At 66.9% G+C, this 22,913-nt stretch carries 25 protein-coding genes and 1 tRNA gene; 15 read left to right on the forward strand and 11 right to left on the reverse strand.

The window, feature by feature from the left end; all coding sequences use genetic code 11:
• Window positions 1-10 precede the first annotated feature (10 nt).
• The 5 genes from ACLQ3C_RS05950 to ACLQ3C_RS05970 all read right to left on the reverse strand — a co-directional run bounded on the left by ACLQ3C_RS05950 (window position 11) and on the right by ACLQ3C_RS05970 (window position 4,299).
• Window positions 11-889 carry a TIGR03619 family F420-dependent LLM class oxidoreductase gene (locus ACLQ3C_RS05950; RefSeq protein ID WP_425704249.1) on the reverse strand — a complete coding sequence of 293 codons (879 nt, stop codon included), beginning with the start codon at window positions 887-889 and terminating at the stop codon, window positions 11-13.
• Window positions 890-1,027: 138 nt separating this feature from the next.
• A complete protein-coding gene (locus ACLQ3C_RS05955; RefSeq protein ID WP_425704113.1) occupies window positions 1,028-1,942 on the reverse strand; it encodes a glycosyltransferase in 915 nt (304 codons plus the stop codon).
• Window positions 1,939-2,760, reverse strand: coding sequence for an ABC transporter ATP-binding protein (locus ACLQ3C_RS05960; RefSeq protein WP_425704114.1), 822 nt, complete (start codon window positions 2,758-2,760; stop codon window positions 1,939-1,941). Before ACLQ3C_RS05960 ends, ACLQ3C_RS05955 begins: the two co-directional genes overlap by 4 nt.
• A gap of 44 nt (window positions 2,761-2,804) precedes the next feature.
• Entirely contained in the window at window positions 2,805-3,668 is an 864-nt protein-coding gene (locus tag ACLQ3C_RS05965; RefSeq protein WP_425704115.1) for an ABC transporter permease, read from the reverse strand.
• Window positions 3,669-3,738: 70 nt separating this feature from the next.
• Window positions 3,739-4,299, reverse strand: coding sequence for a bacterial proteasome activator family protein (locus ACLQ3C_RS05970; RefSeq protein ID WP_425704116.1), 561 nt, complete (start codon window positions 4,297-4,299; stop codon window positions 3,739-3,741).
• A 95-nt stretch (window positions 4,300-4,394) separates the two neighbouring features.
• Here ACLQ3C_RS05970 and ACLQ3C_RS05975 point away from each other — a divergent pair, with 95 nt between their 5' ends.
• Both ACLQ3C_RS05975 and ACLQ3C_RS05980 read left to right on the forward strand, forming a co-directional pair.
• Window positions 4,395-5,591 carry an aminotransferase class V-fold PLP-dependent enzyme gene (locus ACLQ3C_RS05975; RefSeq protein ID WP_425704117.1) on the forward strand — a complete coding sequence of 399 codons (1,197 nt, stop codon included), beginning with the start codon at window positions 4,395-4,397 and terminating at the stop codon, window positions 5,589-5,591.
• A gap of 70 nt (window positions 5,592-5,661) precedes the next feature.
• Complete coding sequence (locus tag ACLQ3C_RS05980; protein WP_425704118.1) at window positions 5,662-6,150, forward strand: MarR family winged helix-turn-helix transcriptional regulator; 489 nt, start codon at window positions 5,662-5,664, stop codon at window positions 6,148-6,150.
• Here ACLQ3C_RS05980 and ACLQ3C_RS05985 read toward each other — a convergent pair.
• On the reverse strand, window positions 6,147-7,139 hold the full coding sequence (locus tag ACLQ3C_RS05985; protein WP_425704119.1) for an NAD(P)H-quinone oxidoreductase: 993 nt from the start codon (window positions 7,137-7,139) through the stop codon (window positions 6,147-6,149). The genes ACLQ3C_RS05980 and ACLQ3C_RS05985 overlap by 4 nt on opposite strands.
• 129 nt (window positions 7,140-7,268) lie before the next feature.
• Here ACLQ3C_RS05985 and ACLQ3C_RS05990 point away from each other — a divergent pair.
• From ACLQ3C_RS05990 to ACLQ3C_RS06030, 9 genes are all read left to right on the forward strand, one after another.
• Window positions 7,269-7,356 (forward strand) — tRNA-Ser (locus ACLQ3C_RS05990).
• 166 nt (window positions 7,357-7,522) lie between these two features.
• Window positions 7,523-7,801 carry a hypothetical protein gene (locus tag ACLQ3C_RS05995; RefSeq protein WP_425704120.1) on the forward strand — a complete coding sequence of 93 codons (279 nt, stop codon included), beginning with the start codon at window positions 7,523-7,525 and terminating at the stop codon, window positions 7,799-7,801.
• A complete protein-coding gene (locus ACLQ3C_RS06000) occupies window positions 7,798-8,019 on the forward strand; it encodes a hypothetical protein (protein ID WP_425704121.1) in 222 nt (73 codons plus the stop codon). The genes ACLQ3C_RS05995 and ACLQ3C_RS06000 overlap by 4 nt, the downstream gene beginning before the upstream one ends.
• Before the next feature lie 187 nt (window positions 8,020-8,206).
• Window positions 8,207-8,842 carry a YoaK family protein gene (locus ACLQ3C_RS06005; RefSeq protein WP_425704250.1) on the forward strand — a complete coding sequence of 212 codons (636 nt, stop codon included), beginning with the start codon at window positions 8,207-8,209 and terminating at the stop codon, window positions 8,840-8,842.
• 396 nt (window positions 8,843-9,238) lie between these two features.
• Window positions 9,239-10,423 carry an IS30 family transposase gene (locus ACLQ3C_RS06010; RefSeq protein ID WP_425704122.1) on the forward strand — a complete coding sequence of 395 codons (1,185 nt, stop codon included), beginning with the start codon at window positions 9,239-9,241 and terminating at the stop codon, window positions 10,421-10,423.
• Window positions 10,424-10,984: 561 nt separating this feature from the next.
• A complete protein-coding gene (locus ACLQ3C_RS06015) occupies window positions 10,985-11,401 on the forward strand; it encodes a CoA-binding protein (protein WP_425704123.1) in 417 nt (138 codons plus the stop codon).
• Window positions 11,402-11,408: 7 nt separating this feature from the next.
• The gene (locus ACLQ3C_RS06020) at window positions 11,409-12,158 is read left to right on the forward strand and encodes a hypothetical protein (protein ID WP_425704124.1); all 750 of its coding nucleotides are present in this window, start codon (window positions 11,409-11,411) and stop codon (window positions 12,156-12,158) included.
• Window positions 12,159-12,187: 29 nt separating this feature from the next.
• On the forward strand, window positions 12,188-12,676 hold the full coding sequence (locus tag ACLQ3C_RS06025) for a MarR family winged helix-turn-helix transcriptional regulator (protein WP_425704125.1): 489 nt from the start codon (window positions 12,188-12,190) through the stop codon (window positions 12,674-12,676).
• 30 nt (window positions 12,677-12,706) lie between these two features.
• Window positions 12,707-13,189, forward strand: a complete 483-nt coding sequence (locus ACLQ3C_RS06030; protein ID WP_425704126.1) for a hypothetical protein — start codon at window positions 12,707-12,709, stop codon at window positions 13,187-13,189.
• A 17-nt stretch (window positions 13,190-13,206) separates the two neighbouring features.
• Here ACLQ3C_RS06030 and ACLQ3C_RS06035 read toward each other — a convergent pair whose 3' ends face one another.
• Complete coding sequence (locus tag ACLQ3C_RS06035; protein ID WP_425704127.1) at window positions 13,207-13,734, reverse strand: DUF1697 domain-containing protein; 528 nt, start codon at window positions 13,732-13,734, stop codon at window positions 13,207-13,209.
• A gap of 4 nt (window positions 13,735-13,738) precedes the next feature.
• Complete coding sequence (locus ACLQ3C_RS06040) at window positions 13,739-14,890, reverse strand: citrate/2-methylcitrate synthase (RefSeq protein ID WP_425704128.1); 1,152 nt, start codon at window positions 14,888-14,890, stop codon at window positions 13,739-13,741.
• 101 nt (window positions 14,891-14,991) lie between these two features.
• On the opposite strand from ACLQ3C_RS06040, the gene ACLQ3C_RS06045 reads away from it, so the two are divergent.
• A complete protein-coding gene (locus ACLQ3C_RS06045) occupies window positions 14,992-16,221 on the forward strand; it encodes a citrate synthase (RefSeq protein ID WP_425704129.1) in 1,230 nt (409 codons plus the stop codon).
• On the opposite strand, the gene ACLQ3C_RS06050 is transcribed toward ACLQ3C_RS06045, so the two are convergent.
• Window positions 16,212-16,991, reverse strand: coding sequence for a methyltransferase domain-containing protein (locus ACLQ3C_RS06050; protein ID WP_425704130.1), 780 nt, complete (start codon window positions 16,989-16,991; stop codon window positions 16,212-16,214). The genes ACLQ3C_RS06045 and ACLQ3C_RS06050 overlap by 10 nt on opposite strands.
• 54 nt (window positions 16,992-17,045) lie before the next feature.
• Between ACLQ3C_RS06050 and rnhA the strand changes: the two genes are divergently transcribed.
• The 3 genes from rnhA (at window position 17,046) to ACLQ3C_RS06065 (ending at window position 19,189) form a co-directional block, all read left to right on the forward strand.
• A complete protein-coding gene (rnhA, locus tag ACLQ3C_RS06055; protein WP_425704131.1) occupies window positions 17,046-17,525 on the forward strand; it encodes a ribonuclease HI in 480 nt (159 codons plus the stop codon).
• The gene (locus ACLQ3C_RS06060) at window positions 17,522-18,448 is read left to right on the forward strand and encodes a D-isomer specific 2-hydroxyacid dehydrogenase family protein (protein ID WP_425704132.1); all 927 of its coding nucleotides are present in this window, start codon (window positions 17,522-17,524) and stop codon (window positions 18,446-18,448) included. The genes rnhA and ACLQ3C_RS06060 overlap by 4 nt, the downstream gene beginning before the upstream one ends.
• 63 nt (window positions 18,449-18,511) lie before the next feature.
• The gene (locus ACLQ3C_RS06065) at window positions 18,512-19,189 is read left to right on the forward strand and encodes a hypothetical protein (protein WP_425704133.1); all 678 of its coding nucleotides are present in this window, start codon (window positions 18,512-18,514) and stop codon (window positions 19,187-19,189) included.
• Between the two features lie 58 nt (window positions 19,190-19,247).
• Here the strand turns inward: ACLQ3C_RS06065 and ACLQ3C_RS06070 are convergent, their stop codons facing one another.
• Complete coding sequence (locus ACLQ3C_RS06070; RefSeq protein ID WP_425704134.1) at window positions 19,248-21,179, reverse strand: ABC transporter ATP-binding protein; 1,932 nt, start codon at window positions 21,177-21,179, stop codon at window positions 19,248-19,250.
• The gene (locus tag ACLQ3C_RS06075) at window positions 21,176-22,909 is read right to left on the reverse strand and encodes an ABC transporter ATP-binding protein (protein WP_425704135.1); all 1,734 of its coding nucleotides are present in this window, start codon (window positions 22,907-22,909) and stop codon (window positions 21,176-21,178) included. Before ACLQ3C_RS06075 ends, ACLQ3C_RS06070 begins: the two co-directional genes overlap by 4 nt.
• Window positions 22,910-22,913: the final 4 nt, after the last annotated feature.

Genomic DNA, 22,913 nt, shown 5'->3' on the forward strand with positions numbered 1-22,913 from the left:
TGCCGCCGCGTCAGCCGTTGACCTTGGCGATCACGGTGTCGGCGTAGGAGTTCAGATGGTCGAGCTTCTTCTGTAGGGGTTCGGTGTCGGCGCCGGTGATATACGGCAGCCGGAAGCCGACGATCACGTCGGTGATGCCCTTGTCTTCCAGGCGTTTGCAGCCGTCGACGGTGTAGGCGTCGAGCGAGATGATGTGGATCTCGAACGGGTCGTTGAGTTTTCCCTCGGCCTTGCGGATCTCGGTGATCCGGTCGAGCAGGGCGTCGAGCTCCTCCGGTGGTCCGCCGCCGTGCATCCAGCCGTCGCCGCGGATGACGGCCCGGCGCAGCGCCGCATCGGCGTGCCCGCCCACGAGCAGGGGGATCGGTTCGGTGGGGGCAGGGCTCATCTTGATCTTGGGGATGTCGTAGAACTCGCCGTGGAACTCGAAGTATTCACCGGTGGTGAGTCCGCGGACGATGTCCATGCACTCGTCCATTCGCTTTCCGCGCCTGCGGAAGTCGACGCCCATGATGTCGTAGTCCTCGGGCCAGGGGCTCGTGCCGACGCCCAGTGCCAACCGGTTGTTTGTCAGGTAGGCGACCGATGCCGCCTGCTTGGCCACCAGCGCCGGTGGCCGCACGGGGAGTTTGAGGACGAACGGGGTGAAGCGGATGGTCGAGGTGACCGCGCCCAGTGCGGCGGCCTGGATGAAGGTCTCGATGAACGCCTTGTCCTCGAGGAACTCGCGGTTGCCGTCCGGCGTGTAGGGATAGGTCGCGTCGGATTCCTCGGGATAGGCCAACGAGTCCGGGATGGTGAAGCCCGCGAATCCGGCTTCCTCCGCCGCCCGCGCGAGGGGCGCGTAGTAGGTCGGATCGGTCATCGCCTCGGCGAAGGTGAAACGCATGGTCATGGCTCCCGGTGTCGTGGTCTCGCCACCCAGAGTAGAACACGTTCTAATTCTGCGGGCAAGATCGCCGCAGCCCGCAGCCCGCAGCCCGCAGCCCGCAGCCCGCAGCCGGACTGCCCGTAGGACGCGGGTCTACTATTCCGGCCGGACGAAGTGCTCGCGGCGGCCGAGGCGCTGCAGGCGCAGCCATTCGGCGAATCCGGTGACGTCGCGCTGCTGCACGAGGAAGTACCAGCCGAAGCGCGCGTACTCCTGGGGGAGCAGTTTGCGCATACCGGGCTGGGCCATGAGGTAGCCGCGGTTGCGGTAGGTGAAGAACCGCTTGGTCGGGTTGTCCGGATACTGCGTGTGCATCCGGCCCCCGAGGATCGGCCGGAACTCGTCGGAGCCGTAGGGGTGCAGATACGCTGTGGTCAAACAGGTTCCGAAGGCCAGCCCGGAACGTTGCAGGCGCCGATGGGTTTCCACCTCGTCGCCGCGGAAGAACAGGCGGAGGTCGGGGACGCCGATCATCTCCAAGGTCTCGGCCCGGAACAGCGCCCCGTTGAACAGCGAGGCGATGCCGGGGAGAAGGTCTTCGCCACTGTCCTCGCCGTCCTCGAACAGTTCGGATCGCCTACGCCGCCAGGCGATTCCACGCCGCAGCGGAAAGGCAAGGGTGTCGGGATCGTCGATGTTCACCACGACGGGCGACACCTCGGCCAGGTCGTGGCGTCGCGCGCACCCGAGGAGGGTCTCGAGCACCTCGGGGCCCTCGGGCCGGCCGTCGTCGTCGGCACACCACACCCAGTCGGCACCGAGCGCCAGCGCATGCAGCATACCCAGGGCGAAGCCGCCGGCCCCGCCGAGGTTGCGCTGCGAACCGAGATAGGTCGTCGGCACCGGTTGGGCCGCAACGAGTTCGGCGACCTGCGCTTCGTCGGCGTTGTCGACGACGACGATGTGGTCGACGGGCCGGGTCTGGCCGGCCAGCACCGTCAGCGACGCGCTCAGCAACTCGGCTCGCCGGTGGGTCACGACCACCGCGATCACCTTGCCCTGCATGCTCATTCGCCCTCGGCGTCCTCGCGCTTCATACCCGAGATCACCTCGCGCACCTGGGCGGCGGCCTGCGGCCCCTCATAGGCCTCGACCACATCCTCGATGCCGCCGTCCATCCGGATCTCACCGTGATCGATCCACAGTGCCCGGTCACACAATTGCGCCAGGAATTCGTTGGAGTGGCTGGCGAAGACGAGGATGCCCGACCGCGCCACCAACGCCTCGAGCCGGGTGCGGGCCTTCTTCATGAAGTCCGCGTCGACGTTGCCGATGCCCTCGTCGAGGATCAGGATCTCGGGATCGATGCTGGTCACCACGCCGAGCGCCAGCCGCACGCGCATGCCGGTGGAGTAGGTGCGCAACGGCATGTTCAGGTAGTCGCCGAGCTCGGAGAACTCCGCGATCTCATCGGTCTTCTTGAGCATCTCCTTACGGCTCATACCCATGAACATGCCGCGGATGATGATGTTCTCGTAGCCGGAGATCTCCGGGTCCATACCGATGCCGAGGTCGAAGACCGGCGCGACCCGGCCGACCACCTGGCAATGGCCGCGCGTCGGCTCGTAGATCCCCGACAGCAGCCGCAGCAGCGTCGACTTGCCGGCACCGTTGTGGCCGACAAGTCCGACGCGATCACCGTGCTGCAGATGCAGATTGACGTTCTTGAGCGCCTCGACGACGATGACGTTCGACGCATTCGCGCCGATCACGCCACCGGCCGCGCCCATCACCGACTTCTTCAACGACCGTGTCTTGGCGTCGAAGATCGGAAAGTCGACGCAGGCGTCCCAGGTGTCGACCCGGACGTTGCTCTTGCTCGTGGCCATCGTTGTCGTCGCCTTATCTCCGCCGGTCGCCCATGGCGCGGCGGTCACACCCAATAGGCCACGCGGGCCCGGTAATTGCGCATCACGGCCAGTGCCATCAGCCAGCCGACCACGGTGCAGCCGATGACGATCAGCCAGTGATAGAAGGCCACCGACTCACCCAGCAACGGGCCGCGTGCGATGTCGAGGTAGTGGTACATCGGGTTCAGCTCGACGAGCCGCAGCCGCGCCGACTTCTCGCCGCTCTGGCGTCCCAGACTCTCGGTCGTCCAGATGATCGGCGTCATGAAGAACACCAATTGCACAGCCGTGGTCAGCAGCTGACCGATGTCGCGGAAGCGGGTCGAGAGAATTCCGAACACGATCGAGGCCCACACGCCGTTGAGCACGAACAGCACGATCGCCGGGATCACCAGGATCACCGTCCAGTTGATCGGCTGTGGGAACACGATCAGGATCACGATGTAGATCACGATGTTGTGGGCGAAGATGATCAGCTGACGCCACACCATGCGGTACACATGCACGCTCACCGGGGACGGCAACTGCTTGATCAGGCCCTCGTTCTTCGAGAACACCTCGGCGCCCTCGAGGATCGAACTCTGGATGAAGTTCCAGAAGATGAACCCGAGCGTCACATACGGCAGGAACGACTTGATGTCCATGTGGAACAGCTGGCCGTAGAGCAGCCCCATGGCCACCGCTGTGACGCCGGTGGCGATCGTGATCCACAGCGGGCCGAGAAGAGAACGGCGGTAGCGTTGTTTGATGTCCTGCCAGCCCAGATGCAGCCACAGTTCCCGGGCGCGCAGACCATCGGACAGGTCGCCGAACGCGCGCGCCATGGACCGCGAACCGGCGCCCGATGGCGGCGGCGGGATCCGACCCTCGCTTACTTCCGCTGACACGAGGCCACAGCATACAAGCGCCGTGCGGACGCTCTCCGCGCAGCGTGGGTGATCAGCCCAGATGTCGTGATCAGAGGTACTGCCCGGTGCTGCCGTGCCCTGACGACGGAGTCATGCCCGGCGGCAACGCACCTTGGCGCATCTGCTCCAGTTGCGCCCGCGCGGCCATCTGCTGGGCGAACAACGCCGTCTGGATGCCGTGGAAGAGACCCTCGAGCCAGCCGACGAGTTGCGCCTGCGCGATGCGCAGTTCGGCGTCGGACGGGGTGGAGTCGTCGGTGAACGGAAGTGCCAGGCGTTCGAGTTCCTCACGCAACTCCGGTGCGAGGCCCTCTTCGAGCTCGTGGATCGACGACTCGTGGATCGCGCGCAGCCGGTTGCGGCTCGCGTCGTCGAGCGGAGCGGCACGGACCTCCTCGAGCAGCTGTTTGATCATGGTGCCGATCCGCATCACCTTGGCCGGCTGTTCCACCATGTCGGCGACGCTGGTGCCGTCGGCGGACTCCTCGGCCGAGGCCTGGGTGCCCAGCGGCGACCCGGCGCCCACCACGACGACCTGATCGTTGTCGTCGTCCGGGCTTCCGTCTCGATCAGGTGTTCCGAACGGACTCGCATTGCTGTCGATGACCATGCGCTCCATTGTGCCCAATGCGTCTGTGGCCGATGCGCCCAATTGGGCACCGGATACCCGCCAGGGCCTGTACACGGCGCGTCTATCGTGGGGCCATGGCCTTCGACGTCGCCCATGCGCGTGGACTTTTTCCCTCGCTCGGCGACGGCTGGATCCGCTTCGACCCGCAGGCCGGGTCGGTCATACCCGACTCGGTGGCCAGTGCGGTGTCGAGGGGATTCCGCCGGCTCGGCGCCTCCCCGCGTGGACGCTATCCCGCTGCCCGCGAGACCGCCGAGGCACTGGACGGGGCGCGGCGTGCCGTCGCCGACTTGCTGTCGGCGTCGGCGGACGGGGTGGTGCTCGGACCGTCACGTTCGGTGCTGTTGTGGACCCTGGCCGAGGCGATCAATCCCAACACGTGGCTCACCGGCAACGTGGTGGTCAGCCGCCAGGACGACGAACCCAACATCCTGCCGTGGCTGCGCGTCGTCGACCGGGTCGGCGGCAGCTTGCGGTGGGCCGAGATCGACGTCGAATCGGGCGAGTTGCCGCCATGGCAATACGACGACCTCATCGACCGGCGCACCGCGGTCGTGACGGTACCGCTCGCGTCGTCGACGCTGGGCACCATCACCGACGTCTCCGAGATCGCCGCCCGTGCCCGCGAGGTCGGCGCGATGGTCGTCGTCGACGCGTCCAGCGCGGCCCCATACCTGCCGCTCGACATCGGCGAACTCGGTGCCGACGTCGTCGTGGTGTCGGCCGAGCGCTGGGGCGGCCCGCGCATGGCGGCGATGGTGTTCGCCGAGCCCCGCGCGATCGACCGCCTGAACACGATGTCCGCCGACCCGCTCGCGGTCGGTCCCGGACGTCTGGAGATCGACGAGCATCAGGGTGCGCTGCTGGCCGGCCTGGTGGCGTCGGTGGAACATCTCGCCGGGCTCGACGAGGACGCGCTCGGTAAGCGGCGTCGCCGCCTCACGACCTCGCTGGATGGGGTCAACGAATATCTGCAGCGCCTCGGCTTCTACCTCGTCAACACGCTCGACCAGCTCAATCACGTGTCGGTGATCGGCAAGAGCGACAACCGGGTGCCCCTGGTCAGCTTCACCGTGGAGGGTGTCGGCGCCGACACCGTGGTGCGACGGCTGGCCGACAACGGGATCTGTGCGCTCGCCGATCTGCCGAGCCGCGCGCTGGCGCGCATGGGGGCCGGCGATTTCGGGGGAGCGGTCACCGTCGGGCTCGGCCCGTACTCGACTCCGTACGAAGTCGATCACCTCGTCCGGACCCTCGGCTCGCTGGCCTGATCGACCGAATTGTCGGTCAGATGACCCAATGAGTTCGTAAGAAACGCTCTGGCGCACTATCTTGTGGAAAGTGAAGAGCAAGGGGTCGGTGTCCATGGGGTCTGTCTCACTGTCCGGCGACGAGATGGACGTGTGGCGCGCGGTCGTCGACGGCGGCTGGGCGCTGATGGCCGAGGTCAACGCCGGATTCAGTGCTGCGGGCGTGACCGTGACCGACATGCGGCTGCTCGAGATCATCGTCGCGCGCGAGTCCGCGGGGATCAGCGAGCTCGCGGCAGCGATGCACGCCGGTGTCAGCAGGGTCTCGCGCGTGGTCCGGAGACTCATCGACGACGGACTCCTCGAGCGGGTGCCCTCCCGGTCGGACGCACGTCACCGCCTGGTCCGCATCACCGACCGCGGGCGTGCCGAGCTCCGGGCCCAGCTCGACGTGCGCGACGCGGTGATCCGCGCCCACGTCGTCGAGATGCTCACGCCGGAGGAGTACGAGAATCTCGGACGCATCTTCGGCAAGATCCGGGACGGCTGCTCGGCCGACGATTGTCCGCCCCCGCGCTAGCCGGTTGCTGGTCGGGCGGCCGATACGCGCAGCAGGACCTTGCCGATCGCCTCGCCACTGTCGAGACGCTCGTGTGCCGCGGCCGCGTCGTCGAGGTCGTAGACGCTGTCGATGACCGGCACCACCTTGCCTGCGGCGATCAGCGGCCACGTCACCGCCTGTGTGTGGGCGACGATCTGCCTCTTGCCGCCGTCGCCGTCGACCGGGCGCGACCGTAGCGTCGTGCCGATCACCGAGGCGCGTTTGCCCATCAGCGTCGCGATGGAAAGCTCGGCGGTGGCTCCGCCCTGCATCCCGATGATGACGAGCCGGCCACCGGTATTGAGTGAAGAAACGTTGCGCGACAAGTACTTTGCGCCGATGATGTCGAGAATGACGTCCGCGCCACCGTGTTCGGAGATCACCTGGGCGAAATCCTCGGTGGCGTGGTTGATCAGGATGTCGGCGCCGAATCCGGCGCAGCGATCCAGCTTCTCCTGGGTGCGCGCGGTGACGGCGACCCGGGCGTCGAGTGCGTGCGCGAGCTGCGTGGCGTGCGTGCCGATGCCACTCGAGCCGCCGTGTATCAGCAGCAACTCCCCGGCGCGCAGCCCACCGGCCTCGACGACGTTGGACACGACGGTGCACGCCACCTCCGGCAACGCGGCCGCGTCGGCCACCGGAACCCCGGCCGGTACCGGCAACACCTGCGCTGCCGGCACCACGACCCGCTCGGCGTATCCGCCGCCGGCCAGCAGGGCACACACCTCGTCGCCGACCGACCAGCCGGACACGTCCGGGCCCACCTCGCTGATATGGCCCGACACCTCCAGACCGAGCGTGTCGGGGGCACCGGGCGGCGGCGGATAGTGCCCGCGTCGTTGCAGCAGGTCGGCGCGGTTGACCCCGGCCGAGACGACGTCGACGATCACCTCGTCGGCACCGGCGACCGGATCGTCGATGGTGGAAACGGACAGATCGCCGGACGAAGAAACGGTGACGGCACGCATACCCCGATCGTGGCACACCATGGCGTCCGCACGCGGTCCGTCCTGGTAGACGCGGTCGGTGCACCGGTGGCGTTCTCTCATTCGCCCCGCGTTCGGCGTCGTGGCCTCCTCACGTACCCTTTTCGGCAGGGAAGCGTGGCAGAGCGGCCGAATGCACTCGCCTTGAAAGCGAGCGTGGGTAAAACCACCGGGGGTTCAAATCCCTCCGCTTCCGCCAGGAGGGCCGAGGTCGTTTCCGGGGATCCGGGAGCCGCCCCTGGTCCTCGCGGATGTCATGTACGTCGATTGGGTGAAGCCAGTGGGGGGCTTGATGACGGACCCGCTTTCGGTTCGGGATCGGCCGTGCCTCGGATCGAGCGAGCGCCGAGTTGAGTAGCGGTTCGATGGCGAGGTCGTCGGGATCATTGTGCGCGCTGGTTGCCGGCGCGTCCGCGAGCATCGTGGGTGGTCTCGCCAATGGGGTCTCGAGATTTCTTGTTGCGCAAGACATGGTATCGGTGGGTCTGCTCGCAGGTGTCTTGATCGGCGCAGGCGTCGTGGTGCTGACGACGCGGATCTTCCTGTTTCCACGGATCGGGACGTGGACCCGATTCTCGCCGATGGCAGGCGGAATGGCCGCCGGGATGGTGTGTGCGGCCCTGCTGTTGCTGGTCGGCCTATGAAGAACGAGGTGTGGTCGATTCTCGGTGCCGTTTGGGGAGCACTGCTTCTGGTCTTCGGATTGTTCTACCCACCTTTGTGGATTGTGTACGTCTTGGCCACGATCTCGCTGGTGCAACCGGCCCGCACCAGATCCTTCGGGATCGGGATGACGTGCGCGCTACTCGCTGTCGGCGCGTTCGCGGTCGTCCGGCTGTCGTTGGATTCCTTCGCGGGCTGATAATTCGCAGCAGCGAGCGGATCGACGTGAGCGTGCCCGGCACGTGTTGCCCATTGACAGCCAGGTGCGAACTGCTTGGGGGACAACCGATTAGGTCTGGTCGCGGGATGGATCGCCCTACGTGCGTACCGGCCCCACCTGCTCGATGTGCCAGGATCAGCGGGTGCAGAGTGTACGTAGACGGGAGTTGCTGCTCGCGACGGTGCTGGCCGCCATCGCGGGGTATCTCGATGCGGTCGGCTTTCTCCATCTCGGCGGCTACTTCGTCTCGTTCATGAGCGGGAACACGACGCGGGCTGCGGTCGAGGCGGTGAACGGCCGGTGGGTGTCGGCCGGCCGCGCCGCGGGACTGATCGGGTTGTTCTTCGTCGGTGTCGTGGCGGGGTCGTTGCTGTCGCGGTCCCGCGACGGGCGGAGCATGGTGTTGTGGGCGACGACCGTCATCATCGGTGGCGCAGCGACGGCACGATCGCTCGGTGTCGGCGTGCCCGCGATCGTCGTGATCGCGGTTGCGATGGGCCTGCTCAATGCGACCTTCCAGCGCGGCGGCGAGGTGTCGATCGGCATCACCTACATGACCGGCACCCTCGTCAAAGCCGGTCAGCGCCTGGTGGACGGCTTCTTCGGCGGCTCACGCACCGCATGGCTTCGGTATCTGGCGATGTGGATCGCGCTGGCGATGGGCGCGGTCATCGGCGCATACGTCTACACCCGACTCCCCGACGCGGTGCTGTGGATCGCCGCCGGCGCCTTGCTGTTGACCACCTCGATCACCACGGTTGTGCGTCGCAGGTCTGAGTCCTCTGGCCACCGCGAGTACTGATATCGGACCGCTGCGAATACAGAATGCGGCTATAGCGACGGCCGAGACGATAATCGTCGCGACCGTCGCCATAGCCGCAAGTTATATTCGGTGACGGGGCCGAATGGTGTTGCGCGTTCCTTGACGAATCCGGGAAGAGTCTGCCTGCGCGGCCGTGCGCGTGTACACCGACTGCCGAGGGAGTTTGCGGGGCTGGCCAACAGCGGTGGTGGTGGCATAACGGGCCAGGGCTTGTCACCGGTGGATCGCCTGCGGATGTGTGGTGCGTGTCGAGGACGAAATGCTACTGACGCGAATACAGAATGCGGCTATAGCGACGGCCGAGACGATAATCGTCGCGACCGTCAGGCAGGTTCAAGGTAGTCACGCAACACCCCTGATCTGAGGAGTGTTGCTATGGCTCGTGCATCACGGCGTCCGCCGTTGCCGTTTGAGGTTCATCGTCGGTTCTGGCAGGCGATCCGGTCTGGGATGACCGTCAACGAGGCCGCGCAAAGTGTCGGCGTGTCGCACACCTGGGGACACAACATCCTGGCGAACGCTGGTGGGGTGAATCCTGTCCGAGTAGCCGATCCTATCGGCCGATATTTGTCGTTCAGCGAGCGTGAGGAGATCCTGCGGCTGTCATCATCGGGCTTGTCGATCCGCGAGATCGGCCGGCGACTCGGACGTGCTCCGAGTACCGTCTCGCGCGAGCTGCACCGCGGTAAAACAACGCGCTACGGCTATAAACCGATGGTTGGGCAAACCAACGCCGAGGCCGGACGCCGAGCACCACGCTCGGCGAAGTTGGCCACCCATGCCCGCCTACGTCAGCACGTGCAGCAGTACCTGTCGCTCAACCACAGCCCCGAACAGATCTCCGGCAGACTCAAAGTTGACTTCCCCGAGGATCTGGAGATGCGCGTGTCAACCGAGACGATCTACCAAGCCATCTACATTCAGTCTCGTGGCGGACTGAAACGTGAAGTGCAACAACATCTTCGAACTAGACGGGTATGTCGTAAGCCGCGATCGATGGTCGATTCCCGGCGTACTCGAATACCGGGGATGATCAACATCAGCGAACGTCCGGCAGAGGTCGCCGACCGAGCGGTGCCGGGTCATTGGGAAGGCGATTTGATCCTTGGGTCAACCGCGTCGGGGAGCGCAGTAGGAACGTTGGTCGAACGCACCAGCGGGTTCGTGATGCTGCTGCACCTACCGGAAAACCACACCGCGGCAGCCGTCGAACAAGCCGTGATCGCCAAGATGTCGACCCTGCCAGCCCACATCCGGCGCTCGCTGACGTGGGATCAGGGATCTGAGATGGCCAACCATGCCGCGATCGCCAAAGCCACCGGACTCAAGGTGTACTTTTGCGACCCGCACTCGCCCTGGCAGCGACCCAGTAACGAGAACACCAACGGACTGTTGCGCCAATACCTCCCCAAAAGCACCGACCTGTCCTTCTTCGGCGCCGGAATGCTCGACAACATCGCCGCCGAACTCAACGCCCGCCCACGCAAGCGACACGACTTCCACACCCCCGCCGAAGTCCTCGATCGACTACTCTGTGACGCCGAAACCGGTGTTGCGTGACTACCTAGAATCCGCCTCACTATAGCTGCAAGTTATATTCGGTTGCGGGGCTGAATGGCGTTGCGCGTTCCTTGACGAATCCGGGCCGGTCACGGTCACCTTCTCCCAGGGCACCGAAATATTGGTCGCCTTCTCGTCCTCGATGCCATTGACGTACCAGGAGGCGTCCACGTCCGAGACCCCGGAGGCAGTCACCCGATACGTGACTTCTACCCTCCGCTGGAATTCCTTGACGGCCTCATGCTCGGCGAGGCTGACGACAGCGAAGCCGCCGCCGATGAGGAGGACGATCGTGAGGACGACGCTCCCGAGGACCCATGGCCAGACCGTCCGCTTTTTTCTGCGGCGGCTGTGGCGGATACGGGTACGGCTGTTGCCCGTAGGGCTGCTGATGTGGGGCGGGCCCGCCGTTACCGGGCGGGAGAAGCCTGGTCACGTCGACTGGGCTCTCCTTGATGCCCATGGGTCGAAGCCTGTGGGTCGTGACGGGATCGTAGTCGACTCGGACCGCACCACCTCACGCCCGCAGGACCGGCGCCCGCGCGCTCTAGACTCGACGCCATGAGCACCGACGATGTGGTGGAACAGATCCTGCGCACCTACGACACCATCACGGTGGTGGGGGCCAGTGCGAATCCGGCGAAGGCCGCGGGCGAGGTTCCCGCAGTCATGCAGTCCAAGCGCTGGCGGATCATCCCGGTCAACCCGACCGCCACCGAGATCGTCGGCGAACGCGTGTATCCAACGTTGGCCGATGTTCCCGAGCAGGTCGGCCTCGTCGATGTGTTCCGGCCGTCCGCGCAGACTCCGGAGATCGCCCGGCAGGCCGTCGCCGTCGGGGCCACCGCTCTGTGGCTGCAACTCGGTATCGCCTCACCGGAGGCTCGTGAGATCGCCGAATCGGCCGGACTGCTCTACGTCGAGGACCGGTGCCTGCTCATCGAACAGCGCCGCACCGGGATCAGCGGCGGCGCCTGAGCGCACCGTGAGCGCGCTCGAGCACTTCTGGCACTCGGGTCGATTGCCGGTGTCGTTGCTGTTCATCGCGTTTCTGCTGACCTTCGTCATCACCCGGACCATCACGCGCCTGATCCGGGCGGGCCGCGGGCCGTTTCGCAACAACGTGCGCGGCGGGGTGCACATCCATCACGCGGTTCCGGGGCTCATCCTGTTGCTCGTCGGTGCGGTCACCTCGGTCGCCGTCGCCGGCCATCGCCCGGGTGCGCTGGTCGCGGCGGTCCTCATCGGTGTCGGTGCGAGCCTGGTGCTCGACGAGTTCGCCCTGATCCTGCATCTCGGCGACGTCTACTGGACCACCGAGGGCCAGCTCTCGGTGCAGGTGGTCTCGCTGACGACCGCGGCGCTCGGGTTGCTCGCACTGGGAATCGACCCGTTCGACGACGACTCGACCGCCCACCTCGACGGCAACCTCGGAATCCTCGTCATCCTGCCGATCCACATCGCGTGCGTGCTGATGTGCGTCGCCAAGGGCAAATACTCGACGGCCGCGGTCGGCGCGTTCATCGTCCCGGTGGGCTGGGTCGGTGCGATCCGGCTGGCCCGGCCGCACTCGCGGTGGGCCGCCCACCGCTATTCCCCGGCCAAGGCGGCGTGCAGCGCGAAGCGGGCCGCCGACTTCGATACCCGCTTCGGTAAATGGGGTCTGACCATCGAAGATCTGGTGGCGGGCAAACCGTCGGGAGACGCGCCCGGTGCCGCCCGCCCTACCATGTGAACAACGCATACGTTCCGAAGAGGAGGGCCATGTCGGAGCCGACAACGCCGATCGCCGGACCGGGGGGCGCCGACGATAATCCGCTCCTGCTGGAACGGCAGGTGTGCTTCGCGCTGGCGGTCGCCAACCGATCGGTCCTGCGGATCTACCGTCGGGTCCTCGATCCGCTGGGACTCACGCATCCGCAGTACCTGGTGATGCTGGCGCTGTGGGAGACCTCGCCGCAGGCGGTCAAGGAGATCGGCGTGGCGCTCCAACTCGATTCGGCGACGCTCTCACCGCTGCTCAAGCGACTCGAGGCCACCGGGCTCATCGAACGCCGTCGCCGCGACGACGATGTCCGTAACGTCGACGTCGATCTCACAGCCGCCGGGCGGGCGCTGCGCGAGCAGGCGCTGTCGATTCCGACCGCCGTCGTCGACGCGCTCGGCGTCGACCGCGCCGACCTCGAAGAACTGCACTCGGTGCTCACGCGGGTCAATGCGGCAGCGGTGCGGGCCGCACACGAGCCCGGCTGAGCACAAACCGCATTGGGCTAAGGTCGCATTATGTCGGCCATCGCGATCGTTGTCATCGGCGTCATCGTCTTCGTCGCACTGTTCATCCTGATCGGGGCCATCTGGTTCGCCTGGGATTCCGACAAGCGGGTCCGGGCGTTCGCGCGCTCGACCGACCTGATCCCCGGCAAGCCGAGCCGGGCCCCCGACGACTGGACGACCGCCACCTCACCGGAAGCGTTGCTGCACCGACGTGTTCGCTATGCGATCGCCGACGTGCACCAGAATCCGGCGATCCCGCACGACGAGCAGACCCTCGCCGAGCGGGACCGCCTCGACGACGCGGTGTTCGCCGTCGACGATCAACTCATCGCCGCGACGGAATTGAGCGGTGACGAAAAGACCGAACGACTCGAACAGCTCGAGAGTGCGGTGGAAAAGCTCGAGGAACTGCCTCGCAAGTTGTGGGAAGCGCCGTTCGCGCAGCAGCGCGAAGACATCGGAGCGGTGACCGCGGCATTGATGCGCGTGTAGCGCCCGGCCCGCCACGCTCAACTCTGCGCGAGCTCGATCAAGGTGCGGACGGTGCGCAGGTTGCGGCCGGTGCCGGTGACGCCGAGACCGCGGGCGATCTTGGGTACCGACAACTTGGTGGCCGCCGCTCCGGCCCGATAGCGGATGTGCAGGTCTGCCCCGATCACTGCCAGTTCGTCGGGTTCGAAGTCATTGTCCAGAAACGACTTCACCAGCTCCGCGTCAGGGACGCCGGTCAGGAAGTAGAGGTGTGCGAACTTCTCCTCGCCGGCGTCGAACGGGTACGCGGCCACCGCATCCCCTAGTTGCGCCGCCGACCGGGCGATCACTTCGCGAAAGAAGCCGAAGCGATCCTCGATCCGCGTCTCGAGCGTCCGGGCGAAGTCGTCGGGGCTCCCCGGCGGGGTGCAGACAAGGTTGCCCGACGCGATGTGCGTCTTCACCTCGGTGGCGCCGAGTTCGGTGGCCAGCGAACGCAATTGCGCCATCGGCAACTTCGCGCCCCCGACGTTGATCGCGCGGATCAGATAGACCTGACGTGCCATGTCCTCAGTCTGGCACGCCTTCCCCGGTCACGGTTGGGGCCGGCCCGACGTAACGGGCGGCGGGCCGGATGATCTTGCGGCTGCGGGCCTGTTCGAGGATGTTGGCGCTCCATCCGACCACCCGGCTGACCGCGAAGGTCGGGGTGAACATCGAGCGCGGCACCCCGCAGCATTCCATCACCACCCCGGCATAGAACTCGACGTTTGCGTAGCGGGGCTGTTCGGGATAGGCCTGCGCGAGCACGTCGGTGATCGCGGCTTCAGCGGCGACGGCCTGCTCGACAAGGGGACCGCCGAGTTCGCGGGCGATCTCGCGCAGCATCAGCGCGCGCGGGTCGGCGGTGCGATACACCGCGTGCCCGAATCCCATGATGCGTTGCCGCTGCTCGACCTGCCGGCGTGCCCACTCGGTCGGATCGCCGAACGCCGCGATCTCGTCGAGTGCGTCGAGCGCACGGTCGGGTGCCCCGCCGTGCAGCGGCCCGGAGAACGACCCGATGGCACCGCACACCGCCGCGAACACGTCCGCACCGGTGGACGCGATGACCCGGGCGGTGAAGGTGGATGCGTTGAATCCGTGATCGATCGTGGCGATGAGGTAATGCTCGATCGCCCGTACATGTTGCGGTGTGGCCTCGCGCCCGGAGATCAGATACAGCCAGTTGGCGGCCGCCGACAGATCGCGGCGCGGCGCCAGGGGCTCCTCACCGGCGCGAATCCGGGCGAGCGCACCGAGGATCGTCGGGGTGAGTGCGGCGACCCGGATGGCGTCGACGCGACGTTGCTCGTCGTCGCTGTCCCATAACGGTTGCGTGCCGGTGGCGCTGCCTGCCGCCGACAACACCGTCCGCAGCCCGGCCAGCGAGTCCCGCTCGCCACCGAGTAGTGCTGCCGCGGTGAGGATTCCGCCGACCTCGGGCGGCAGCACCGACAGCTCGTGCACCACGTCGACGAATCCGGTGAGTTCGGCGGCGGTGGGCAGATGCCCGTGCACGAACAGGAACCACACCTCCTCGAAGGAGCGGGTGCGCGCCAGCTCGATCGCCGAGTACTGGCGGTAGTGGTAGAAGCCCTCCGATCCGCGCACGTCCCCGATCTCGGTGTCGGCGACGATGACGTCGTGCAATCCCGGTGGTGCGACAAGTGGTCCGGTCATCGTGACTCCTCGTGGTCGTCGAGGGCGTGCCCTCGTCTGCGGTTCCCACGGTTCACGATGGCGACGTTGAGCGCGGCGGTCAATGTTGATTCAATCAATGTGTGGACCGCACACACACCCGCCGTTTTCCGAAGCCGATCCGTCATGACGGCCGTGACTACCTGACGACCGAACAGGTCGCAAAGGTGTTGGGGGTCAAGATCTCCACGGTGTATGCCTACGTGAGCCGCGGGCGGCTGCACAGTACCCGGATCGACGGATACGACGGCAGCATGTTCCCGATCGACGAGATCGACGCGCTCGGCGATCGTGCCCGGCACCGTCCACCGGCCGGGGTCGCCGAACGCATCCGCACCCAGCTCACCCTTCTGCACGACGATCGGCTCTACTATCGCGGCCGTGATGTCGTGGAGCTCGCTCGCGCATCGACGTATGAGCAAGTGGCGCAGTTGCTCTGGGAGCAACCCTGGGTATCCGCCGCCCCGTCGCGCGGGGTCGGCGCCGCAGTGCGGCGCGTGGCCGGGCCGAATTCGCGTGGCGTGGACCTGATCCGGCTCACCGTGGATCTGTTGGGTGCGCGAGACCCGTTGCGGCATCACATCGAGCCGGCCGCGGTGACCGTGAAGGCGTCCCGGGTGCTCGTCACCGCCGTCGACGCGCTGACCCCCGGACCGGCGGAAGGCTCATTCGCGCAACGTCTGTGGCCGCGGCTGACCGACGAGCCCGCCACCGCCCGGACGGCCGCCCTCCTCAACGCGGCCCTGGTGCTGCTGGCCGATCACGACATGTCCGCCGGCGCCGTTGCGGCCCGCGTCGCGGCGAGCGCGCGGGGTAGCGTCTACGCGGTCATCGGTGCCGGCCTCGGCGCCTTCGACGGGCCGATGCACGGCGGCGCAACCACTTTGGCCTACCGATTCCTCGCCGACGCGCTCGACGACCCGACCGCCGCCGTGGCCGCTGCCCTCTACGCCGACACGCCTGTTCCCGGAACCGGGCACGTCGTCTATCGGACGGGAGATCCGCGGGCGACGGCACTGCTGGAGATGTTGCGGCGCAGTGGTGGCGGGGACCGTCGGGTGGTGCCCGCCCTCACCGCGATCGACGATGCGATCGGCCCGTCGTCGTTCATCAATTCCGACCTGGCGCTGGCTGCCGTGGCGTTACGGTACCGGATGCGTCCCGATGCCGCCGAAACCGTCTTCGCGCTCGCCCGCATCGCCGGATGGACCGCGCACGCCCTCGAGGAGTACCAGGCGCCACGGCTGCGCTTCCGGCCCGAGGGCGTCTACACCGGCGTGCGGCCGGGCGGCAGTCCCGCCGATCAATACTGATGCGCCGCCGGCCCCGCGACGGCGAAGGTACGGCGGAACGGCAGCGGCGTGCCCCACGGATGTGTCGGGTACCGCTCACGCAACTGCGCCTTGTAGTCCTCGGTGAACTGCTCGAGCAGATCGTCGGGCAACGCCTGCAGGTACGGGCGCGCACCGGTACCCGAGATCCAGTCGAACACCGGGTCCTCGCCGTCGAGGACGTGCAGGTACGTGGTCTCCCAGGCGTTGACCGAGTAGCCGCGCTCGGCGAAGAACTCCAGATACTCCAGGGGGGCGGTGGTGGGCAGACGTCGTACCTCGTGCAGATACTGCGCGTACGGCTCGGTGCGGGCGATCTCGTCGAGCAGCGTGTGGGTGGTCGAGCTGGCGTTGTTGGGAACCTGCACCGCAAACGCGCCGCCCGGCGTCAGGTGGTCGAGCAGGGCACCGATGACCGTGAACTGGTCGGGAACCCACTGGAACATCGAGTTGGAGACGATGAGATCGACCGGCTCGTAGGGCGCCCAGGTGGTCACGTCGTGGATGTCGTAGTTCGCGTCCGGGTCGGAGTTGCCGCGCAGCGCCTCGTCGATCATCTCTGCCGACGAGTCGATGCCGAGGATCTGGGCGTCCGGCCAGCGGGCCCGCAGGTGGCGGGTGAGGTGCCCGGGTCCGCAGCCGAGATCGATGATGGTGACCGGTTCGATCGGGACCTGCGCGATGAGGTCGAGGAACGGGCGTGTGCGGGCGTCGGCGAACTGGAGATAGCGTGTCGGATCCCAGACGGGCATGCATTCACCCTAGACGTTTCGACCAGCCGCCGCGTGTCTCGTAATCTTGGACGAATGGCGAATGATCCGACCGCGAGCCCCCTTCCCGACGACGTCGTCGAGATTTCCACCGACGGCGCCTGCCTGGGAAATCCGGGACCGGGCGGCTGGGGGGCGGTGTTGCGATTCAAGGGCACCGAGAAGGAGCTCTCCGGCTCGGATCCCGACACCACCAACAACAAGATGGAACTGCTCGCGGCGATCGAAGGGCTGGCCGCGCTGACCCGGCCGTCGACGGTGATCCTCTATACCGACTCCAGTTACGTGCGCAACGGGATCATGAAATGGGTGGCCGGCTGGCAGCGCAACGGCTGGAAGACCTCCGACAAGAAGCCGGTGAAGAACGCCGAACTGTGGAAACGCCTCATCGAGGAGGAGAAGCGGCACCGCGTGGAATGGCGCTGGGTCAAGGGCCACAACGGCGACCACTACAACGAGATCGCCGACCGGCTGGCAACGTCGGCGGCCCGCGAGATCGCGCCGGCGCGTTCATGACGGGATCGAGCGGCGAGCAGTTGCGGGTGGCGGTCGAGCCGGTGCGCGACGCCCACGTGGTGGCCGCGGTCGAGGGCGCCGGGGCGCGCGTCGTCGGGCTCGACGACGCGCAGGCGCTGGTGTGGCTGGGCGATCCCGGCAGCTTCCCCGCCCTGCCCGACGCGGTGCGGTGGGTGGCGCTGAAGTCCGCGGGTATCGAGGGCTTCCTCGCGGCCGGGGTGCTCGACGACAAGCGGATCTGGACCAACGCGTCGGGCTTCTACGCCGAGAACGTCGCCGAACATGCCCTGGCCCTGCTGCTGACCGGGCTGCGCCAGATCCACACCGCCGTCCGCGACCACTGGGACAAGGAGCCCATCGACACCGCGGTCCGTACCCTGCGTGGCGCGACGGTGGCCATCGTCGGCGCCGGCGGGATCGGCGCGGCGCTGACCGGACGACTCAAGGCGTGCGGCGCCGAGGTGCTTGCCGTCAACCGTTCCGGGCGCAGTGTCGAGGGCGCCGACCGGACGCTGCCGACCACGCGGATGGACGAGGTGTGGACCTCGACCGACCACGTCGTGCTGGCGGCGCCGTCGACGCCGCAGACCCATCACCTCATCAACTCGGCCAGCCTCGCGGCGCTGCCCGCGCACTGCTGGGTCGTCAACGTCGCGCGCGGTCCGCTGGTCGACCAGCAGGCCCTCTATTGGGCATTGCGCGGTAACGAGATCGCCGGTGCCGCACTCGATGTCACCGATCCCGAGCCGCCTGCGCCGGAGGATCCGCTGTGGTCGCTGCCCAATTGCATCATCACCCCACACGTCGCCAATCCCGCGTCGGGTCTGACGCGCGAGTTCGCGCCCTGGGTGGCCGAGAACATCCGGCGCTTCGTCGCCGGGGACGAGCTGATCTCGACGGTGTCGGCCGAGGCCGGCTACTGAGGTTTCGCTGAACGAAGGACCGGACATCGGCGCCGCCGGGGCCGGGGCCGGTAGGGTTGTCACGTGGACCAATTCCTCCACTATGCGCAGAGCTACTGGTGGCTGATCTTCCCGGTCGGCGGCGTCGTAGGAGGCTGGGCAAATCACATCGCGCGGTACAACGAGAAGCGCCGCCGGGACAAGATCGAGCTCGCCCGGATCAAGGCGACCGCCAAGAGCGAGCAGCTGCGCATCACCCAGGCCGACGCGGCGCAGGTGAACAAGGTCCGCAAACGCCACGACGAGATCAACGAGAAGTGGTTCGCCTACGAGCTCGACCTCGCGACGCTGATCGAGTTCCCGATGCTGATCGACATGCGCGAACCGCTGACGCTGGCGTTCCACCAGGCGAAGGTGCGTGCCGACGATCTGGCACCCGAACCCGGCGAGACGCTCGACCCGGAGACCTTCGGCGACTACCGCGACGCGGTACAGGTGTATGCCGCATCCTTCGATGCCGCCGAGCGTGAAGCCCGGCGCCGCAAGCAATCCGACTTTTCACCCATAGAACGCGAATCGCTCGATCGGGCGCGCAAACTCATCTCGATCGCGGTGGACGCCGCAGCCACCCCGGCCGAACGGCAGGCCGCATACCGCAAGGCGCGCAGCGAGCTCGACGGCCTGATCGACGTCCCGTCGCCGGCCGCCGCGGCGCTCGAACGGGGCATCGCCGGCGAGCTCGAACGCGGCCGGGGAGCCTGAGCCCGTCCCGGCCACCCGGTCGGCGGTCTACTCGGTCGGCGGTCTATTCGGTTGCGGTCTATTCGGTTTCCAGGGCCCCGGCGAACTGGCTTTGATACAGCCGGCAGTACGCACCCTGGGCGGCGAGGAGCTCGTCGTGATTGCCCTGCTCGACGATGTGTCCGTCCTCCATCACGACGATGGTGTCGGCGTCTCGGATCGTCGAAAGACGGTGCGCGATCACGAAACTCGTGCGGTCGGCGCGCAGATTGGCCATCGCCTGCTGGATCAGCAGCTCGGTGCGGGTGTCCACCGAACTCGTGGCCTCGTCGAGGATCAGGATGGTGGGCCGTGCCAGGAAGGCCCGGGCGATCGTGATGAGTTGTCGCTCACCGGCACTCACCCCGCCGCCCTCGTCGTCGAGGACGGTGTCGTAGCCGTCGGGCAGCGTCCGGACGAAGTGGTCGACGTGGCTGGCCATCGCCGCGGCCATCACGTCTTCAGGCGGCGCGCCCGGGTCACCGTAGGCGATGTTGTCGTAGATCGTGCCGCCGAACAACCACGAGTCCTGCAGCACCATGCCGGTTCGTTCGCGCAGGTCGTCACGCGTCATGGCGCGCGTATGGACACCGTCGAGGACGATGCGTCCGGCGTCGACGTCGTAGAACCGCATGATCAGGTTCACCAGGGTGGTCTTGCCCGCGCCGGTCGGTCCGACGATCGCGACCATGTGCCCGGGCCGGGCCACCAGCGACAGATCCTCGATCAGCGGCTTGTCGGGGACGTAGCGGAAGGACACGTCCTCGAATTCGATGCGGCCCTTGTCTTCTGCGGGGCTCTGCGGCTGCGCCGGATCGGGCGTCTGCTCGTCGGCGTCGAGGATCTCGAAGATGCGCTCGGCCGAGGCCACGCTGCTCTGCATCAGATTGATCATCGACCCGATCTGGGTGAGCGGTTGGGTGAACTGGCGGGAGTACTGGATGAATGCCTGTACCTCACCGAGGCTCAGTGATCCCGAGGCGACCCGTAGACCACCGACGACGGCGACCGCGACGTAGTTGAGGTTGCCCAGGAACATGATGGTCGGCATGACCATGCCCGAGATGAACTGTGCCCGCCAACTCGATTGGTAGAGCTGCTCATTGCGTTCGTCGAAGGTCCGCTCGATCTCGTCCTGCCGGCCGAACACCTTCACCAGCTCATGCCCGGTGAACGCCTCCTCGATCTGGGCGTTGAGTTTTCCGGTCGATGACCACTGGGCGATGAAGTGCGGTTTGGAGCGGCGGGCGATGAGTGCGGTCGCGGCCACCGCCAGCGGGACGGTCACCACCGCGATCAGCGCCAGCAGCGGCGAGATCCAGAGCATCACCACCAGCAGGGCGATCACGGTCAGCACCGAATTGACGAACTGCGAGATGGTCTGTTGCAGACCCTGCGACAGATTGTCGAGATCGTTGGTCACGCGGCTCAGGAGGTCGCCACGCGGCGTGGAGTCGTAGTAGCGCAACGGCAACCGGTGCACCTTCTGCTCGATCTCGGTGCGCAGACCGCGAACGGTGTCGACCACGATCACATTGAGCAGCCGAAAAGCCATCCAGGTCAACAACGATGACGCGACGTAGCAGATCACGACGATCAGCAGCGTCCAGGCGACGGTGGTGAAGTCGATCCCCACTCCGGGGGTCAGATCCATCGACGACACCATGTCGGCGAAGGTGCCCTGACCCCGCTCGCGCAGACCGTCGACGGCCTGCGCCTTGCTGATCCCGGCGGGCAGCATCTTGCCGATGGCGCCGTCGAAGATGAGGTCGGTGGCGTGTCCGAGGATGCGTGGTGCCGCGGCGAGCAGGATCACCGACCCGACGATCGCCGTCAGCACGACCACCATCTGCCAGCGGTGCGACATCAGCAGGCGCACCATCCGCTTCATCGACGGCCCGAACGACTTCGGCTTCTCCAGCACGGGTCCGGCGCCCGCCATGGGGCCACGGCCCGGTCCGGGGCGGGTCATGCGTGTTCTCCGATCGACAGTTGCGAGCGCGCGATCTCGGCGTAGGTCTCGCTGGAGGTGAGCAATTCGTCATGGGTGCCGCGTCCGACGACGTGTCCGCGATCGAGCACGATGATCTGGTCGGCGTCGACGATCGTCGAGATCCGTTGCGCGACGATCAACACCGCGGCGTCGGCGGTGGCCGGGCGTAGTGCCGCACGGAGTTTCGCGTCGGTGGTGAGGTCGAGGGCCGAAAACGAATCGTCGAACAGATACACCGACGGTCGCCGGATCAAGGCACGGGCGATGGCCAGTCGTTGCCGCTGCCCGCCCGAGACGGTGGTGCCGCCCTGCGCGATCGGGGTGTCGAGCTGCTCTGGCATCGCGGCGACGAAGTCTGCGGCCTGCGCGACTCGCAATGCCGCCCAGATCTCCTCGTCGCTGGCGTCGGGTTTGCCATGACGGATATTGGTGGCCACGGTGCCGGAGAACAGATATGGCCGTTGCGGGACGAGCCCGATCACCGACCGCAACTCGTCGGGATCGAGCTCCCGCACATCGGTGCCGCCGACGCGGACCGCACCGGCGGTGACATCGATGAGCCTGGGCACCAGACCGATCAGGGTGGTCTTGCCCGAACCGGTCGAGCCGACGATGGCGGTGGTGGTACCCGGGCGCACGCGAAAGCCGATGTCGGAGAGGACGTTCTCGTCGGCGCCGGGGTAGCGGAACTGCACTGCGTCGAACTCCACCGTCGCGGGATCGCCGGCGAAGGGCGCCGGCTGCTGCGGCGGCCGCACCGACGTCTCGGTGTCGAGGACCCCACCGATCCGTTCGGCGCAGACCGCGGCGCGGGGGGCCATCATGGCCAGGAAGGAGGCCATCATCACCGACATCATGATCTGCATGACGTAGGTCATCAGCGCGGTCAGCGCACCGATCTCGACGCTGCCGTCGGAGACGGCATGCCCGCCGAACCAGATGATCGCGACGATCGTGACGTTGGTGATCATGGTGACCGCCGGGAACATCAGCGCCATCATGCGGCCGACCCGCATGGACGCATCGCTCAACTGGTCGTTGGCGACCGAAAAGCGTGCCATCTCATGGCGTTCCCGCACGAACGCGCGGACCACGCGGATGCCGGTGATCTGCTCGCGCATGACGCGGTTGACCGCGTCGAGCCGATCCTGCATCGCCCGGAATCCCGGGATCATGCGCGCGATGATGGCGGCCATGGTGATACCGAGGATGGGGACGGCGACGACGAGGAGCCAGGACAGGCCGGGCGCCACGCGGATGCCCATCACGATGCCGCCGATACACATGATCGGCGCCATCACCAGGATGGAGGTGCTCATCACGGCGAGCAGTTGCACCTGCTGGACGTCGTTGGTGTTGCGGGTGATCAGCGACGGCGCGCCGAAGCTGCCGACCTCGCGCGCGGAGAACGTGTTGACCCGATGCAGCAGGTCGTGGCGGATGTCGCGACCGGCGCCGAGCGCGGCACGCGAGCCGAAATACTGGGCGATCAGGGTGCACACGATCTGCACGACGGTCACCGCGAGCATCCAGCCGCCGATGCGCAGGATGTAGGCGGAGTCGCCGCGGGCCACCCCGTTGTCGATGATGTCGGCGTTGAGGGTCGGCAGATACAGCATCGCCGCGGTGGCGACGAGTTGCAGCAGGATCACCGCGGTGATGTTCCCCGGATATCGGGACAGATACGTGCGGATCAAACGGGTCAGCATGGGG

This window comes from Gordonia sp. DT30, from assembly GCF_049844915.1.
Taxonomy (GTDB): Bacteria; Actinomycetota; Actinomycetes; order Mycobacteriales; family Mycobacteriaceae; genus Gordonia.

What these genes read in the sequence shown, in the direction of transcription:
- ACLQ3C_RS06040 (WP_425704128.1), bottom strand. Translation starts at nt 14,890, where the DNA reads ATGACCGGACCACTTGTCGCACCACCGGGATTGCACGACGTCATCGTC.
- ACLQ3C_RS05975 (WP_425704117.1), top strand. Translation starts at nt 4,395, where the DNA reads ATGGCCTTCGACGTCGCCCATGCGCGTGGACTTTTTCCCTCGCTCGGC.
- ACLQ3C_RS06050 (WP_425704130.1), bottom strand. Translation starts at nt 16,991, where the DNA reads ATGCCCGTCTGGGATCCGACACGCTATCTCCAGTTCGCCGACGCCCGC.
- ACLQ3C_RS06000 (WP_425704121.1), top strand. Translation starts at nt 7,798, where the DNA reads ATGAAGAACGAGGTGTGGTCGATTCTCGGTGCCGTTTGGGGAGCACTG.
- ACLQ3C_RS06025 (WP_425704125.1), top strand. Translation starts at nt 12,188, where the DNA reads ATGTCGGAGCCGACAACGCCGATCGCCGGACCGGGGGGCGCCGACGAT.
- ACLQ3C_RS05955 (WP_425704113.1), bottom strand. Translation starts at nt 1,942, where the DNA reads ATGAGCATGCAGGGCAAGGTGATCGCGGTGGTCGTGACCCACCGGCGA.
- rnhA (WP_425704131.1), top strand. Translation starts at nt 17,046, where the DNA reads ATGGCGAATGATCCGACCGCGAGCCCCCTTCCCGACGACGTCGTCGAG.
- ACLQ3C_RS06035 (WP_425704127.1), bottom strand. Translation starts at nt 13,734, where the DNA reads ATGGCACGTCAGGTCTATCTGATCCGCGCGATCAACGTCGGGGGCGCG.
- ACLQ3C_RS05985 (WP_425704119.1), bottom strand. Translation starts at nt 7,139, where the DNA reads ATGCGTGCCGTCACCGTTTCTTCGTCCGGCGATCTGTCCGTTTCCACC.
- ACLQ3C_RS06060 (WP_425704132.1), top strand. Translation starts at nt 17,522, where the DNA reads ATGACGGGATCGAGCGGCGAGCAGTTGCGGGTGGCGGTCGAGCCGGTG.
- ACLQ3C_RS05950 (WP_425704249.1), bottom strand. Translation starts at nt 889, where the DNA reads ATGCGTTTCACCTTCGCCGAGGCGATGACCGATCCGACCTACTACGCG.
- ACLQ3C_RS05970 (WP_425704116.1), bottom strand. Translation starts at nt 4,299, where the DNA reads ATGGTCATCGACAGCAATGCGAGTCCGTTCGGAACACCTGATCGAGAC.
- ACLQ3C_RS05995 (WP_425704120.1), top strand. Translation starts at nt 7,523, where the DNA reads ATGGCGAGGTCGTCGGGATCATTGTGCGCGCTGGTTGCCGGCGCGTCC.
- ACLQ3C_RS06030 (WP_425704126.1), top strand. Translation starts at nt 12,707, where the DNA reads ATGTCGGCCATCGCGATCGTTGTCATCGGCGTCATCGTCTTCGTCGCA.
- ACLQ3C_RS05960 (WP_425704114.1), bottom strand. Translation starts at nt 2,760, where the DNA reads ATGGCCACGAGCAAGAGCAACGTCCGGGTCGACACCTGGGACGCCTGC.
- ACLQ3C_RS06075 (WP_425704135.1), bottom strand. Translation starts at nt 22,909, where the DNA reads ATGCTGACCCGTTTGATCCGCACGTATCTGTCCCGATATCCGGGGAAC.
- ACLQ3C_RS06010 (WP_425704122.1), top strand. Translation starts at nt 9,239, where the DNA reads ATGGCTCGTGCATCACGGCGTCCGCCGTTGCCGTTTGAGGTTCATCGT.
- ACLQ3C_RS06015 (WP_425704123.1), top strand. Translation starts at nt 10,985, where the DNA reads ATGAGCACCGACGATGTGGTGGAACAGATCCTGCGCACCTACGACACC.
- ACLQ3C_RS06070 (WP_425704134.1), bottom strand. Translation starts at nt 21,179, where the DNA reads ATGACCCGCCCCGGACCGGGCCGTGGCCCCATGGCGGGCGCCGGACCC.